Here is a 13,588-nt window from a genome sequence, read left to right as displayed (position 1 = left end):
ATGGAAGTAGGTAGAATTGCTCAGATAGATAATTCGAAAGAAAACTATGATATAAAAGCAAAACAAGTAAGTACAGTTGAAGAAAAAATGAAAACTATTCAAGAGGAAGAATATAAAAAAAATGCTTCAAAAGAGCCTATGGCTGAATTAAATGAAGTTATTTTAGATAATGTTCAATTTGGTTATAATAAACAATCAAGAGATTTTTTTGTTAAAGTAACTAGAGGGGATGCTGAATATAAATATCCAACAGAAGATATGATGAAAGTAAAAGCATATTTAATTGAAGAGTTTGAAAAAAGTAATAAAATTAACTAAAAGGCTTATAATTGGCATCTGATTTATCAAATATATTTAAAAATGAATTAACGAATACTTTAGAACAACTATTAGGTAAAAAAGTAAAAATTGCTGGAACAGATAAATACGAAGATATAAAAGATACCTCTTTTATTGAATGTAATGCAAAATTTGATTTAAAAGGTATTTCAACTGGTATTATATTTTATATTCCAAATAGTAGTTCTTTAAAATTTGAACATTTAATTCTTGGTGGAATGGGTGAGTTAGATAAAGAAAATATTGATGATGAAACAATAGATGCTGTAAATGAAATAGTTTCAAATATTTGTGGTAGTTTTTGTACTGTTTCTAATGCTCAAAGTCTTCCAGATGTAGTTGGTATGAAATCTGAAATTAAAAGCTCAAAGAAAGTTGATAATAGTACAATTAATAAGCAAAATAGTTTTATCTTTAAAGTACTTTTAGATGAAGAGGAAACTCCTCTAATCATATATTTTGATCAGCTTTTCTTACCATTTTTTTCTGAGGTAACAGGAGTAGAAGATGTTACAAAAGTACAAGCAGTTATACCTTCTCCAGCACCTACACAGGCTATAAACTCTCATAGTAATACTACAATTACAAACCCATCTAAAAACTTAGAACTTTTATATAATGTTAGATTAAAACTAAGTGTAAGATTAGGTACAAAAATTGTTTTACTAAAAGATATTTTAAGATGGGATGTTGGGGAGATTATAGAACTTGAGCAAATGGTTAATGAACCATTAGAACTTCTTATCAATGGTGTAAAAATTGGTGAAGGTGAAGCTGTTATTGTTGAAGGTAAGTTTGGTTTAAAAATAAAAAGAATTATAAATGAAGATTTGAAAATTGATAAAATAGGATTGTAATATGGAAATTAATAGCAGTAATTTATATAATAAAGATATTTTACAAACAAATAAGTTTGATTCTATAAATAGTGAAAATATATCTAACATGGAAGATGATAAATTAAGAGAAGTTAGTAATAATTTTGAATCTTTTTTCTTACAACAAATTTTGGAAACATCTCTAAAAACTACTAGTGTTGCAGGAGAAGGAACAGGAAGTGACATAATAAAAAGTATGTATTTACAAGCTATTGCTGATAACTCTAGTGGAACTTTTGGAATTAGTGATATGTTGTATAAATTCTTATCTGAAAATAATAAACAGTAGGAAGAATTATGGTTGATAAAATTGTAGATGATATGCAAACTCTTATAAATGAATTAAAAAATGCTATAAATCTTGATATAGAAGATATAAAAGCTTCAAGACATGAAGAACTTTTACAAAGGAATGATCAAAAACATTATATTATTAATAATATAATGGATAAAAAAGGAGAATTAAATATTGCATTATCTAAATTAATTCAACAAAATGTAGATGTTAATATATATAGAGCAAAAGTTGATAATCTTGAAGAAAATTTAAAAGATTTATATGAGTTAAATAAAAAATTAGCAAATATAGTTTTACCAATTAAACAAATGTATAAAGATTTACTTGAGGATTTAAGTTCTTATAGTGGAGGGCAGTTTTTTGACATTAAGGCTTAGTTGTTTATTTCTTATAGTAAATTCTTACCTTTTTGCAATACCTGTTTTAATAACTACTGTTCCTTTAAAATATGAGGAAAAAGTTGATAAATCAAAATTAATACTAAAAGAAGTAGATAGTGTTAGTAGATTTTGTGAACCTTTAACTTTAGATGATGTAGAAAATAATGAATATATAACTACTCACCATATAAATAAAAATGTAATAGTATGTCAAAAAGATGTAAAACTAGTAGAAGATAATGAAGTTGTGTTTAATTTTGGTGGACTTAAAATAGTAAAAAAAGGTAAAATAATATATGAAAATAGTGAGTTTATTAGATTTAGAAATCTTGATGGTACAATTGAACAAATATATAAAGATGGAAGATCAAAATGAATAGACTCTCTTTCTTAGGAGAAACACCAACTGATGCTTTAAGAAAGGCACAAGAAGAGTGTGGTGAAGAAGCTATTGTAATCTCTACAAAAAAAGTATCAAATGCAAATGGCTATAATAAAGATATGTATGAAATTGTAGTTGCTGTAGAAGATGAAGATATGCAAAAGAATATGGAGTTTACAAAAACAGCTATAGCAAAAGCATCAGCTGAAGCAGAACCTATAAAAGCGCAAGTTTATGATTTTAAAGAAGAGATTTTAAGGATGCAAACTCTTTTAGAACAAGTTCAAAAGTCTATTTGGAATCCTAAAAGTCAACTCTTTGATTTAACTATTCCTATTGAGTTTGTAACAGTTTATAATACTTTTGAAAAAAATGAATTTGATGCAGAGATGACTTATACTATAATGAAAAAAACTATAAAAGAGTTACCTGTTGCATTAAAAACAAATCCTAAAAAAGTAAATGATTTTTTTAGACTTGTTCTAAGAAGAGTAATACCTATAAAACATGAAGTTCCTTTAAGAAATCAACAAAGAAAGATAATTATGATGGTTGGTCCAACTGGTGTTGGTAAAACTACAACTATCTCAAAATTAGCAGCAAGATTTGCTTATAAAATGGAACAAAATTATAAAGTTGGAGTGATAACGCTTGATTCATTTAGAGTTGGAGCAATAGAGCAACTTCAAGCATATACTAATATTATGCGTATTCCTTTAGAAGTTGTAAAAAAACCTGAGGATTTAACAGAATCTCTTTTGAGATTAAAAGATTGTAACTATATTTTTATTGATACAGCTGGTTCTAGTCAATATGATATTGATAAAATTGAGCTTATTAATGAATATAGAAAACATGTTGATGAATTACCGATAGAAAAAACTTTAGTACTTCCTTCAAATGTAAAACATAGTGATTTAATGGAAGTTTATAAAAATTATTCAATATTGGATATTGATAATTTAATTTTTACAAAATTAGATGAAACTAGAAGTTTTGGAAATATTATATCTTTTGCTCATAAAACTAAAAAATCAATTACATATTTTTCTATAGGACAAAATGTACCAGATGATTTAATACCAGCTGATGCAACTTTTTTAATTGATTGTTTTATGAATAATGAGTGTAGTAGGAGTTTATAATGCTTGATGTTAAGTTATCACAAGCTAAAAAGCTGTTTAATCTTACTTCTCAATATGAACAAATATCTATTTCTAAAACAAAATTATTGACAATAACATCTGGAAAAGGTGGTGTTGGAAAATCAACTTTTACAGCTAATATAGCTTATCTTTTATCTAAGAAGAATTTAAAAGTCTTAGTACTTGATGCTGATATTGGTTTGGCAAATATGCAGGTGTTATTTGATATAAAGCCACAATACACACTTTTTGATTATATTAATGGACAGAAAAATTTACAAGAAGTTATTATAGAAACTAAGTATAATAATATTTCTTTGATTGCTGGAAAAAGTGGATATCAATATAGTTCAAATAGCAATAGCTTTATATTTTCAAGATTAGTTTTAGATATTTTATCTTTAAATGCTTATGATATTTTAATAGTTGATACAGGTGCTGGGCTTAATGATTATGTAAAAGAATTTTTAAAAGTTTCAACAAATATTTTAGCGATTACTTCAACAGATCCTAGTGCTTTAACTGATGTATACTCTTTAATAAAAATGTTAGCAATAGATAAAAATAGTTTAATGCTGAGTTTTAATCATACAAAAAGTGATAGTATTGGAATAGCAATTTCAAACTCTTTAATAAATTTAGGTAAAAAAAATAGACTTAAAGAAGATTTTATGATAAAATATATAGGAAGTGTTCCTAGTAGTGAAAAAATATCTTCAATTGCAAGAACAAGAAAAATTTTTGTAAATGAGTTCCCTTTTGATGAAGTAACTATTAAGTTGAACAATATTGTTGATAATTTATTAAAAAATATCTAAATCTGGAGTTTCTGTAAGTGGTAGTAGAACGATTTTCACAAAATCTTATTAATACTGGAATTTTTAAAGTTTATATAGCAATAGGTTTTTTTGCAACTTTAATATTTTTTATATTTAATACTGAACTATTTACACCACTACAAATGTTATTTGGTGCTGTATTAGTTACTGTTGCATTAAAAGGTTTAAGTAATTTTATGTTGTCTTTTATAGTAAACAACTTTAGCTTAGATCAGAAAAAACAAGATTTTGATTTTAGATATAATGAAGAAAAAATAGATCTTTTACTTAATCAATTAGTTACAAAAGATGTCAACGATATGAATGAAATAAGAGAAGGAAAAGATGTTCTTTCTGAAGAAGATACAAAAGCAACTACTGAATAAGGAGTAGAATATTATGAATGTTATAGGATCAATTAATTACTTAAATCCTTTACAAGGGATAGATAGTACTGATGTAGTAAATCAGACAGAAGATTTGAATGAAAGCAAATACGCTAATAAATCTTTTAAAGACTTACTTGATAATGCTATAAATGATGTAAATGATACTCAAATACAAGGTTATAATGCTATGACAGATATAGCAACTGGAAAAGTTACAAATCTTCAAGAAGCAGTACAAAGAATTGAAGAAGCTGAATTAAGTTTAAAACTTGGATTAGAAGTTAAAAATAAAGCAATAAATGCTTATAGAGAAATTATGAGAATGCAAATTTAGTTTTAAGGAGTTGTTATGGGTTTTTTTGATGGATATAATGTAGCAACATCTGGAATGAGTGCTCAAAGAACAAGAATAAATGTTGTAAGTGCAAATATTGCAAATGCAAAAACTACTCATACTGCGGAAGGTGGACCATATAAGAAACAACAAGTTGTTTTTGAAGATGTTTTGGTGGCAAATTCGCAAAAAAGAACTAATTCAAATGATATTGAAGTATCAAATACTCCTTTATCAGAACTATCGTTAAGAGGAGTTGGAGTAAAAAAAATAATACAAACTGATGCAAAACCTGTATTAAGATATGATCCAACACATCCTGATGCAAATGAGAAAGGTTATGTGGCATATCCAGATATAAATCCAGTTGTTGAAATGGTTGATTTAATTGAAGCTATGAGATCTTACGAAGCAAATGTTACAGCTTTTAATACTCATAGAGGAATAGATACAAAAACTCTAGATATTCTAGCAGGAAACTAGGTGAAAAATGGCAAATTTAGTAGATATTTTTACTCAAACTAATAGCTCAAATACTGATACTCAACTTTTAAATAGTGCTATAGAAGATTTGCCAAAGGATAAACCATCTTTATTTGATTCTTTACTAAAAAAAACAATTGATAATGTTGAATTAAATAAAGATAATTCTGGAATAAAAACTACTCAAGCTCAAACTACTATTACAGAAAATGTTCAAAATATAAATAATACTGAATTAAAGCAAGATATAAATATTGATTTAGATATTACTAAGATTGAAAATAATGAAGTTATAAATTTAGTAGATAATTTAACTGATGATAATATAGAAAATGATGAAAATACTTTAGATATAAAGCAAGATAAAAAGTTAGAAAAAAAAGACAATAAGAGTATTAATAACACAAGTAAAATTTCATTATTAGATAGGTTGATTTTGGAAGTAAAAAGTAATAATACAGAGAAAATAGATTTATCAGAACATATTTCTGAAGATACAAAAAGCAATACTTTAACTTTAGATATTGATGATAAAGATTTTTTATCATCGTTAGATGAAAAGATTGATGAGTTAAATAATTCTAAAAATATCTCAAAAGATGAAATAACTATAGATAAAAAAATAGTTATAAATGATAATAAGATTATTGAATTAATACAAAAAGAGAGTTTAGTCACTGATGTAAATACAAATAATATTGATATACAATCTTTAGAAGTAGAAACAAAAGAAATTTTAATCTCAAATAATTTAGAAGAAGATTTATCTTTAGAAGATATTGATAATAACCAAGATATAAATAATAAAAAGATAGATAGTAAATTAAGTTTGATGGATCAATTAATCCAATCAAATAGTGATAAAAAATCAGTTGATTCAGAAATAAAAAATATTACAAATCAATCTATTGAAATAAAAACTCAAGATACTCAAAAAGTTGAACCAAAATTAAGTTTAATGGATCAATTAATAAAAGAGAGTAGTGTAAAAGATATAACTACTAATATTGATAAAGCTAGTGATGTAAAAGTTTCAAAAGATGTAACATCAAATATGTTTCTAGCTGAACAAAAAAATGTAGTAAATAATCAACTTTTATTTAATAAAAATGAAGCAGTAAAAATTTTAGATAATGCATCTTCATTAGAAGATATTGAAAAAAGTGCAACAATCTTAGATTTAGAAGCTAGTGATTTAGAAGTAGATCAAGATATTACTAAAGAAGATTTAGAAAAATTAAAATTTAATGATAGAGAAATACAAGAGAGAAAAAATATTTTAAATAGTTTATTGAATGAAAAAGATATAAGAAGTGTAGATATAAAAAATCTTATTACTAACTCTATTGAAGCTTCAAAAGCATTACTTTCAAATACTTTAACGGTACAAGATGATGTAGTTATAGATGTTCAACCAAGTTTAGTGAATTCTATTGAATCAAGAATTATAGGTGCAAAACAGCATTTATCGACTATGATGTCTGATATAGCAAGACAAATGTATGAAAACTATAAACCACCAGTTACAGCATTTAGAATGAATTTAAATCCAACAGATTTAGGTTCTATTTCTATTTTAATGAAGCAAGATAAGATCAGTGGTTTAAGTATAACTATGAGCATATCTAGTTTAGCAACACTAGAATTATTAATGGATAATCAAAATATGTTAAGAAATTCTTTGGTTAAGACTTTTAGTGATAGTTCTAATTTTAATTTAGATTTTACATCATCACAAAATAGCAATCAAAACCAATCTTCAAATTCAAATAGTCAAAATAAACGACAAAAAGAAGAGATGGATACTCAAACTGTATTAAATTTAAAAGAAGAAAATAGAGACTTAGAAGAGAAAACAGATTATATGTAATGGAAGCTTTTTTTTCTCTTCTAAATCAGGATATTCTTTTTCAGTTCTTACTTTTATTTGCTAGGATTATTGCATTTGTTGCATTTATGCCAATTTTTGGGCATACAGCAATTAGTGTAAGTATTAGAGTTGCTTTTGCTTTTTATCTTACTATATTTTTATTCCCATTTGTTGGAAGTGTTACTTATGTCAATGAGAGTGGTTTTATATTAGCATTGGTTTCTGAAATAACCTTAGGTTTAGTTGCTTCAATGTTAGTAAATATCATATTTTCTGCTGTTAAGATAATTGGAGAATTTATAGGATATTCTACTGCATTATCAATGGCTATGATGTTTGATCCTGCAACAGGATCTCAAGAAGGATTAATATCTAAACTTCTTTTTTGGATAGCAATAATATTGTTTTTTCAAACAGGAATGTATGAGATGACATTAGTTATTTTAGCTAAAAGTTTTTCAATGATACACTTAGGAACTTTTGATATATTTTCTGTAAATGGAATAAAATTAGCAATAGATGAGATAAATAGGATGTTTGCTTTTGCTTTTACATTTGCATTGCCTCTATTTTTTATTGGTTTTATTTTAGATGTTTATTATGGGTATGGTACAAAATCAATGCCAGCATTTTCTCCATTTATTATAACTTTTCAATTAAAATTTGCATTAATATTTATATTTTTAATATTAGGCTTAGAAATTTTCAATGAAGCATTTACAGAATATTTTATAAGTAAGTTTGAGTAAGGATAATATATATGGCTGATGATCAAGAAAAAACAGAAGAACCTACATCCAAAAAAATTGAAGATGCCAGAAATGAAGGAAACGTTGCTAAATCAATGGAGGTTGCAGGAGCTGTAATTTTAACTTTTGGGTCTGTTTATCTGATATTTCTTTCAGGATTTACTTTTTTAGAGATAAAAAAAGTTATTTTATATATCTATAGTTTTATTGGACAAGAAGTAGATGATGCACTTTATTATTCTATTACCTTTACTATTATAAATACGCTATTAGTAGCTTTAGCACCCTTATATATTTTAGTTTTTGTTTTATCTTTAGCAAGTAATTGGATGCAATTTGGATTTATAGCAACTCCATTAAAACTTGATTTACAAAAATTAGATCCAATAAAAGGATTAAAGAACCTTTTTAGTTTAAAAAAATTATTAGAGGCTTTAAAACTAACATTAAAATTATCAGTTATTGTTGGAGTCATGTTTTTACTTTTATCTTTGACATATAAAGAGTTTTTATATATGATGAATAAAGAGATAAATGCAACAATCCAAGCTATGCATGATTTGATTGTAGTGTTTGTTTTTACAATTCTTTTTATTATCATTGTTTTTGCTATAATAGATTTTTATTTTACAAGATACTACTATATGAAATCTTTAAAGATGAGTAAACAGGAAATTAAAGATGAATATAAAAATATGGAGGGAGATCCTCAAGTAAAAGGTAGAATTAGAAGAATTCAAATGCAAATGGCACAAAAACGTATGATGAGTAGTGTTCCTGAAGCAGATGTTGTTATTACTAACCCTACACATTATGCTGTTGCATTAAAATATGATAATAGTGTTAATCAAGCTCCTGTATTGGTGGCAAAGGGTATAGATTTTCTTGCACTAAAAATAAAAGATATTGCAAAGGAACATAGTATTACAATAATTGAGAATCCAGCATTAGCTCGAGCTTTATATGATCAAATAGAATTAGATAGAGAAGTGCCTAGCCAATTTTATAAGGCTATTGCAGAGATTTTCTCATATGTTTATGAATTAAAGAAAAAAAGGTAATAAGTGAAAATTTTAGCTATTTTTTTTATACTATTAACACTATTAAATGCAAAAGATAAAGAATTTTATTATAGCTTTATTGATTCTAATGGGAAACAAATTTCCTCAAAAACTAAAGAAAGTATTATTGCTACTTTAAATGAACTTGAAAGTATTAGAGAACTTTCGGCTGATGGAAAAGTAAATGAAGCTTTTAAAAAATTAACTGAACTAAAGGATAAGAATAAAATATCTTTATTAAACTCTGATATTCTAATATTATATTCTGAATTAGTTTTAAAAAATCAATCAAAAAAATTGTTGTTAGATACTTCAAATGAACTTGAAAATGCTATAAATTCTTCAATAATAAATCAAGAAGATTTATTAAAAGCTTATTTACTTTTAATAGATTTAAAGCTTAGTGTAAATAAAGTAGAAGATGCAAGATATTATTCTCAAACTGTAATAGATATTTTTGATGATGAAGAGGCAAAAGCAAAAGGTAAAATTGCGTTGGGGAAGATATTTAAATATCAAAAAGATTACTCAAGAGCTTCAAAAACTTTATATGAAATTTTAAAGAGTACAAAAGATAGAAATATAGCTTCAATTGTGGGAAATGAACTTTTTGATGTATATCTTCTTGAAAATAAAAAAGATAATGCTGAAGAGCTAATGAAGCAAGTTTTAGATACTAATCCAGCATTTTTCTTAAATGATTTTATTCTAGCAAATCAAAGAGTAGATTTACTTTTAAAACTTGATATGACTCCGTTAGCTATAAAAATTTTAGATAATTTTGTTAAAACTTCTAATAAAGATGATATTTTAGAAAAGTCAAAATTTAAATTGGCAAATATATATATGAAGCTTTATGATGGTACTGATTTATATTTGAATCTAGCAAAAAGACTTTATAAAGATATTTTAGATAATCATCCAAAAAGTGAATATTTTGAAGCTTCACAAATGTATTTTGATGAGATAAAAATGAGACAAAGATTAGTCTCTCCAAATACTATATCAGATAAATATAATCAAAATGAAACCATGCAGAATATGGCACTTTTACAAGAATTAATAAATAGTAATTTAGATAAAAAGTTTGAACAAGTAGTTAAAATAGAAAAAGTTTATAAAGATATACCTAAAGATATTTTAAAAAGATTTGGTTTTGAGAATATAGATGAACTTTTAGATGCTTCTTATGTAGGTTTGATAAAAGATTATTTAGAAAAAGATGATTGTATGAAACTAAGCTCTATTTTAAAAGATATCAAATATGAAATATTTAAAGATTTATTAGAAGATGATAAATTAAAAGATGGATTGATTAAATGCATTACAGAAGTTCCATCTATTGAAAATTATAAACAATTAAAAAATATTTTTAATAATGTTCAAGATTTAGATATTTATTTGATTTTAGAAACTATGGCTTTAGGAGTAGAAGAGATAGAGGATGCTTTATATTTTTCATCAAAAATAGAAAAATCAGAGGATAAAGATATCTTAAGTAAAGAATTTTTGTATAAATACCAAGTTCTAAAGATAAAAAATGATTCTATAAGATTTGATAGATTTTTTAATAATACTTTACAAAATCAACAATTAATCAAGGAAAATGAAGAAGAACCTGTAATTATAGATTTCTACTATGATTTTTATCTATATTTAGTAAAAGAAAACAATCAAGAAGAATCTTTTAAAATATTAAATGCTTTACATGATAAACAAAATGAGTTTAATGTTTATATTTACTCTCCATTCGTTGAAAGTGAACTTTCGAGAATTGCAAAGCAAGATAATAGATTAGAAGATGCTGCAAAATACTTGATTGAAGCTTCTAAAAATGTAAGAAATTTAAAAATAGAAGATGAGGTAAAAATATATTATGATATTTTTATGATATATGATTCTTTAGGAAATAAGATTAAAAGAGATGAATATTTACAAAAATGTAAATCTGTTATTATAGAAGATAATTTTTATAAGAAAATGTGTATGAGTCTTGAATAATGAATATAGAAGATATTTTAGATCAAATTGATTCATCAAATTTGAATATTGCTTTTGGAAGATTGACAAATATTTCTGCAATTACTTTAACAGCTACTGGGCTTGAAGTTGCTGTTGGTGATATAGTAAGAATAGAATCTGAACAAAGACTTTATTCTGTTTTAGGAATGGTGACTGTTTTAAATGATAGTTCATTTATCATTGTTCCTTTTTCATTTATTGAAGGATTTAGAATAAATGATAAAGTTTTTTTACAAAGAGATGGGTTAACTATAAAGTGTGGAAATGGACTTTTAGGAAGAGTTGTAAATGCTTTGGGAGAGCCAATAGATAATAAAGGAAAAATAAGAGATATAGATGCAAATTGTGCTATAAACAAAGAATCTATGTCCCCTCTTGATAGAGGAATAATTGATCAAAAGTTTTCAACAGGAGTTAAAGCAATAGATTCTATGCTCACTTGTGGAAAAGGACAAAAAGTTGGTATATTTGCAGGAAGTGGAGTTGGAAAATCTACTTTAATGGGAATGATTGTAAAAGGTTGCGAAGCTACTATAAAAGTTATTGCTTTAATTGGAGAAAGAGGTAGGGAAATTCCAGAGTTTATCCACTATAACTTAAATGATGATTTAGAAAATACAGTTATTGTTACTGCAACTTCAGATGAGTCTGCTTTGATGAGAAAATATGGAGCTTTTACGGCTATGGCAATAGCTGAATATTTTAGAGATAAAGGTCATGATGTTTTGTTGATGATGGATAGTGTTACAAGATTTGCTATGGCACAAAGGGAAATAGGACTTAGTACTGGAGAACCACCAGTTAGTCGTGGTTATCCACCATCAGTTTTTGCACTTCTACCACAACTTATGGAAAGAGCTGGAAATAGTAAATTAGGTTCTATTAGTGCATTTTTTACAGTTTTAGTTGATGGAGATGATATGAATGATCCTATTGCAGATCAAAGTAGATCTATATTAGATGGACATATAGTATTAACAAGAGATTTAACAGAACAAGGATTTTATCCACCCATAAATTTATTAAAATCAGCTTCAAGGGTAATAGATAAAGTTGTTACAAAAGAGCATTATAATGATTTTTTAAAGTTAAAAAGAGTATTATCACTAATAAAAGAGAATGAAGTTTTAATTAGAGTTGGTGCATACAAGAAAGGTATGGACCCAGAACTTGATAATGCAATATCAAGAAAAGAGAAGATTAGAGAATTCCTTACTCAAGGTACTTTAGAGAATTACTCTTATGATGATATTGTTACAAATTTAAAAAAGGTATTATTATGATTTCAAGTATAGATTCTATAACACATAGAATAGGACTTTTGGATAAAACACAAACAAAATTAAATTATCAATTAACTAATCAAGAAAATAAACTTCAATATGGAAGTGATGACTCTGTTTTATATAATAGAATAGTTCATGTAGAAAATAATATGCTTACTAATCAAGGTCTTCAAGACCAAATAAATAGAGTAAAAGTTTTAAATTCGACATCTGATAGTGCTTTGGCAAGTACAAAAAAAATTCTTGAAAATGATATTTTAGCTGAACTAATTAAAGCAAATACATCAACAACAGGAGTTGAAGGATTAGAAGCTATTGCACAAAAAATTGAGAAAATGAAACAAAATATTCTTGATTTAGCAAATACGAATAGTGAAGGGCAGTATGTTTTTGCAGGAAGTGATGCTTCTGTTAAACCATTTGTTATGGATGCAAATGGAAAAGTTACATATCAAGGAAATGATAGTTTAAGAAAAGTTGCAGTTGAAGAGGGTTCATATAGAGAAGCAGGAGTAAATGGTCTTGATGCTTTTTATTATACTTCTGATTCTGGACTAAAAGGTGAAACTTTAACTTTTAAAGAAGGTGATAGAATAATTGATCAAAATGGAAATGAATGGAAATTGAATTCACCTACAAATGATACTTTAACAAAAACAAATTGGGATGGTTCAACTGAAAATCTTCCTGTAGCACTTAATGTAGATGGTGATTTAGAAACTACTTTACCAAATGTAGATGGTACTAGATTTGAAGCAAAAAGAAGTATATTTGATATGTTAGATGACACAGTTAGAAGTTTAAGAGGATTAGATGATTTAGGTAATCCTGTATCTCCTACAGATGATGTAGCTAATTACGAGTTTAGAAGAGCTGGTATTGCAAAAGCTATTGATGAGGTTAATAAAGCTCATGATTCAGTTGTTATTGCACACTCTGATTTAGGAGCAAAAAATAAAAATTTTGATGTATCTTTAGAGAGATTATCTTCAAAAAGTACTCAACTAGAAATTTTAAGAAAAGAATTAGCAGCAGCAGATCCTACAGATGTAGCAATAAAATTAAAAGCATTAGAAATATCTTATGCAGCAGTTTATTCTACTGTAAATAGAACATTTGAGTTATCTTTAGTTAATTTTATGAAATAAAATTAA

The 13,588-nt window shown here is 25.8% G+C and carries 16 protein-coding genes; all 16 read left to right on the top strand.

Annotated elements, in window-relative coordinates; all coding sequences use genetic code 11:
- Genes ALANTH_RS09405 through ALANTH_RS09330 form a run of 16 tightly spaced genes read left to right on the top strand, consistent with a single transcriptional unit; the run spans position 1 to position 13,582 of the window.
- The gene (locus ALANTH_RS09405; RefSeq protein WP_026803943.1) at positions 1–318 is read left to right on the top strand and encodes a hypothetical protein; all 318 of its coding nucleotides are present in this window, start codon (positions 1–3) and stop codon (positions 316–318) included.
- Between the two features lie 11 nt (positions 319–329).
- On the top strand, positions 330–1,196 hold the full coding sequence (locus ALANTH_RS09400) for a FliM/FliN family flagellar motor switch protein (protein WP_026808225.1): 867 nt from the start codon (positions 330–332) through the stop codon (positions 1,194–1,196).
- A 1-nt stretch (position 1,197) separates the two neighbouring features.
- Positions 1,198–1,506 carry a rod-binding protein gene (locus tag ALANTH_RS09395; RefSeq protein ID WP_026803941.1) on the top strand — a complete coding sequence of 103 codons (309 nt, stop codon included), beginning with the start codon at positions 1,198–1,200 and terminating at the stop codon, positions 1,504–1,506.
- Positions 1,507–1,514: 8 nt separating this feature from the next.
- On the top strand, positions 1,515–1,892 hold the full coding sequence (locus tag ALANTH_RS09390; protein ID WP_026803940.1) for a hypothetical protein: 378 nt from the start codon (positions 1,515–1,517) through the stop codon (positions 1,890–1,892).
- Positions 1,876–2,271, top strand: coding sequence for a hypothetical protein (locus tag ALANTH_RS09385; protein ID WP_026803939.1), 396 nt, complete (start codon positions 1,876–1,878; stop codon positions 2,269–2,271). The genes ALANTH_RS09390 and ALANTH_RS09385 overlap by 17 nt, the downstream gene beginning before the upstream one ends.
- Positions 2,268–3,422, top strand: a complete 1,155-nt coding sequence (gene flhF, locus ALANTH_RS09380; protein WP_026808224.1) for a flagellar biosynthesis GTPase FlhF — start codon at positions 2,268–2,270, stop codon at positions 3,420–3,422. The genes ALANTH_RS09385 and flhF overlap by 4 nt, the downstream gene beginning before the upstream one ends.
- Positions 3,422–4,240: an AAA family ATPase gene (locus ALANTH_RS09375; RefSeq protein WP_026808223.1), complete on the top strand. Its 819-nt coding sequence runs from the start codon at positions 3,422–3,424 to the stop codon at positions 4,238–4,240. Before flhF ends, ALANTH_RS09375 begins: the two co-directional genes overlap by 1 nt.
- Before the next feature lie 17 nt (positions 4,241–4,257).
- Positions 4,258–4,626 carry a hypothetical protein gene (locus ALANTH_RS09370; RefSeq protein WP_051488715.1) on the top strand — a complete coding sequence of 123 codons (369 nt, stop codon included), beginning with the start codon at positions 4,258–4,260 and terminating at the stop codon, positions 4,624–4,626.
- 13 nt (positions 4,627–4,639) lie between these two features.
- The gene (gene fliE / locus ALANTH_RS09365) at positions 4,640–4,963 is read left to right on the top strand and encodes a flagellar hook-basal body complex protein FliE (RefSeq protein WP_029888400.1); all 324 of its coding nucleotides are present in this window, start codon (positions 4,640–4,642) and stop codon (positions 4,961–4,963) included.
- Between the two features lie 15 nt (positions 4,964–4,978).
- Positions 4,979–5,446 carry a flagellar basal body rod protein FlgC gene (gene flgC / locus ALANTH_RS09360; protein ID WP_026808222.1) on the top strand — a complete coding sequence of 156 codons (468 nt, stop codon included), beginning with the start codon at positions 4,979–4,981 and terminating at the stop codon, positions 5,444–5,446.
- Positions 5,447–5,453: 7 nt separating this feature from the next.
- Positions 5,454–7,316, top strand: a complete 1,863-nt coding sequence (fliK, locus tag ALANTH_RS09355) for a flagellar hook-length control protein FliK (RefSeq protein ID WP_026808221.1) — start codon at positions 5,454–5,456, stop codon at positions 7,314–7,316.
- The gene (locus ALANTH_RS09350; RefSeq protein ID WP_026803933.1) at positions 7,316–8,065 is read left to right on the top strand and encodes a flagellar biosynthetic protein FliR; all 750 of its coding nucleotides are present in this window, start codon (positions 7,316–7,318) and stop codon (positions 8,063–8,065) included. The genes fliK and ALANTH_RS09350 overlap by 1 nt, the downstream gene beginning before the upstream one ends.
- An 11-nt stretch (positions 8,066–8,076) precedes the next feature.
- A complete protein-coding gene (gene flhB / locus ALANTH_RS09345) occupies positions 8,077–9,126 on the top strand; it encodes a flagellar biosynthesis protein FlhB (RefSeq protein WP_026808220.1) in 1,050 nt (349 codons plus the stop codon).
- Between the two features lie 3 nt (positions 9,127–9,129).
- Positions 9,130–11,127 carry a tetratricopeptide repeat protein gene (locus tag ALANTH_RS09340; protein ID WP_026808219.1) on the top strand — a complete coding sequence of 666 codons (1,998 nt, stop codon included), beginning with the start codon at positions 9,130–9,132 and terminating at the stop codon, positions 11,125–11,127.
- Positions 11,127–12,431, top strand: coding sequence for a flagellar protein export ATPase FliI (gene fliI / locus ALANTH_RS09335; RefSeq protein ID WP_026808218.1), 1,305 nt, complete (start codon positions 11,127–11,129; stop codon positions 12,429–12,431). The genes ALANTH_RS09340 and fliI overlap by 1 nt, the downstream gene beginning before the upstream one ends.
- On the top strand, positions 12,428–13,582 hold the full coding sequence (locus tag ALANTH_RS09330) for a flagellar hook protein FlgL (protein ID WP_026808217.1): 1,155 nt from the start codon (positions 12,428–12,430) through the stop codon (positions 13,580–13,582). The genes fliI and ALANTH_RS09330 overlap by 4 nt, the downstream gene beginning before the upstream one ends.
- The last annotated feature ends 6 nt before the right edge of the window (positions 13,583–13,588 follow it).

Source organism: Aliarcobacter lanthieri, assembly GCF_013201625.1.
In the GTDB taxonomy this organism is placed as follows: Bacteria; Campylobacterota; Campylobacteria; order Campylobacterales; family Arcobacteraceae; genus Aliarcobacter; species Aliarcobacter lanthieri.
This window is presented reverse-complemented; position numbering and strand designations above follow the sequence as displayed.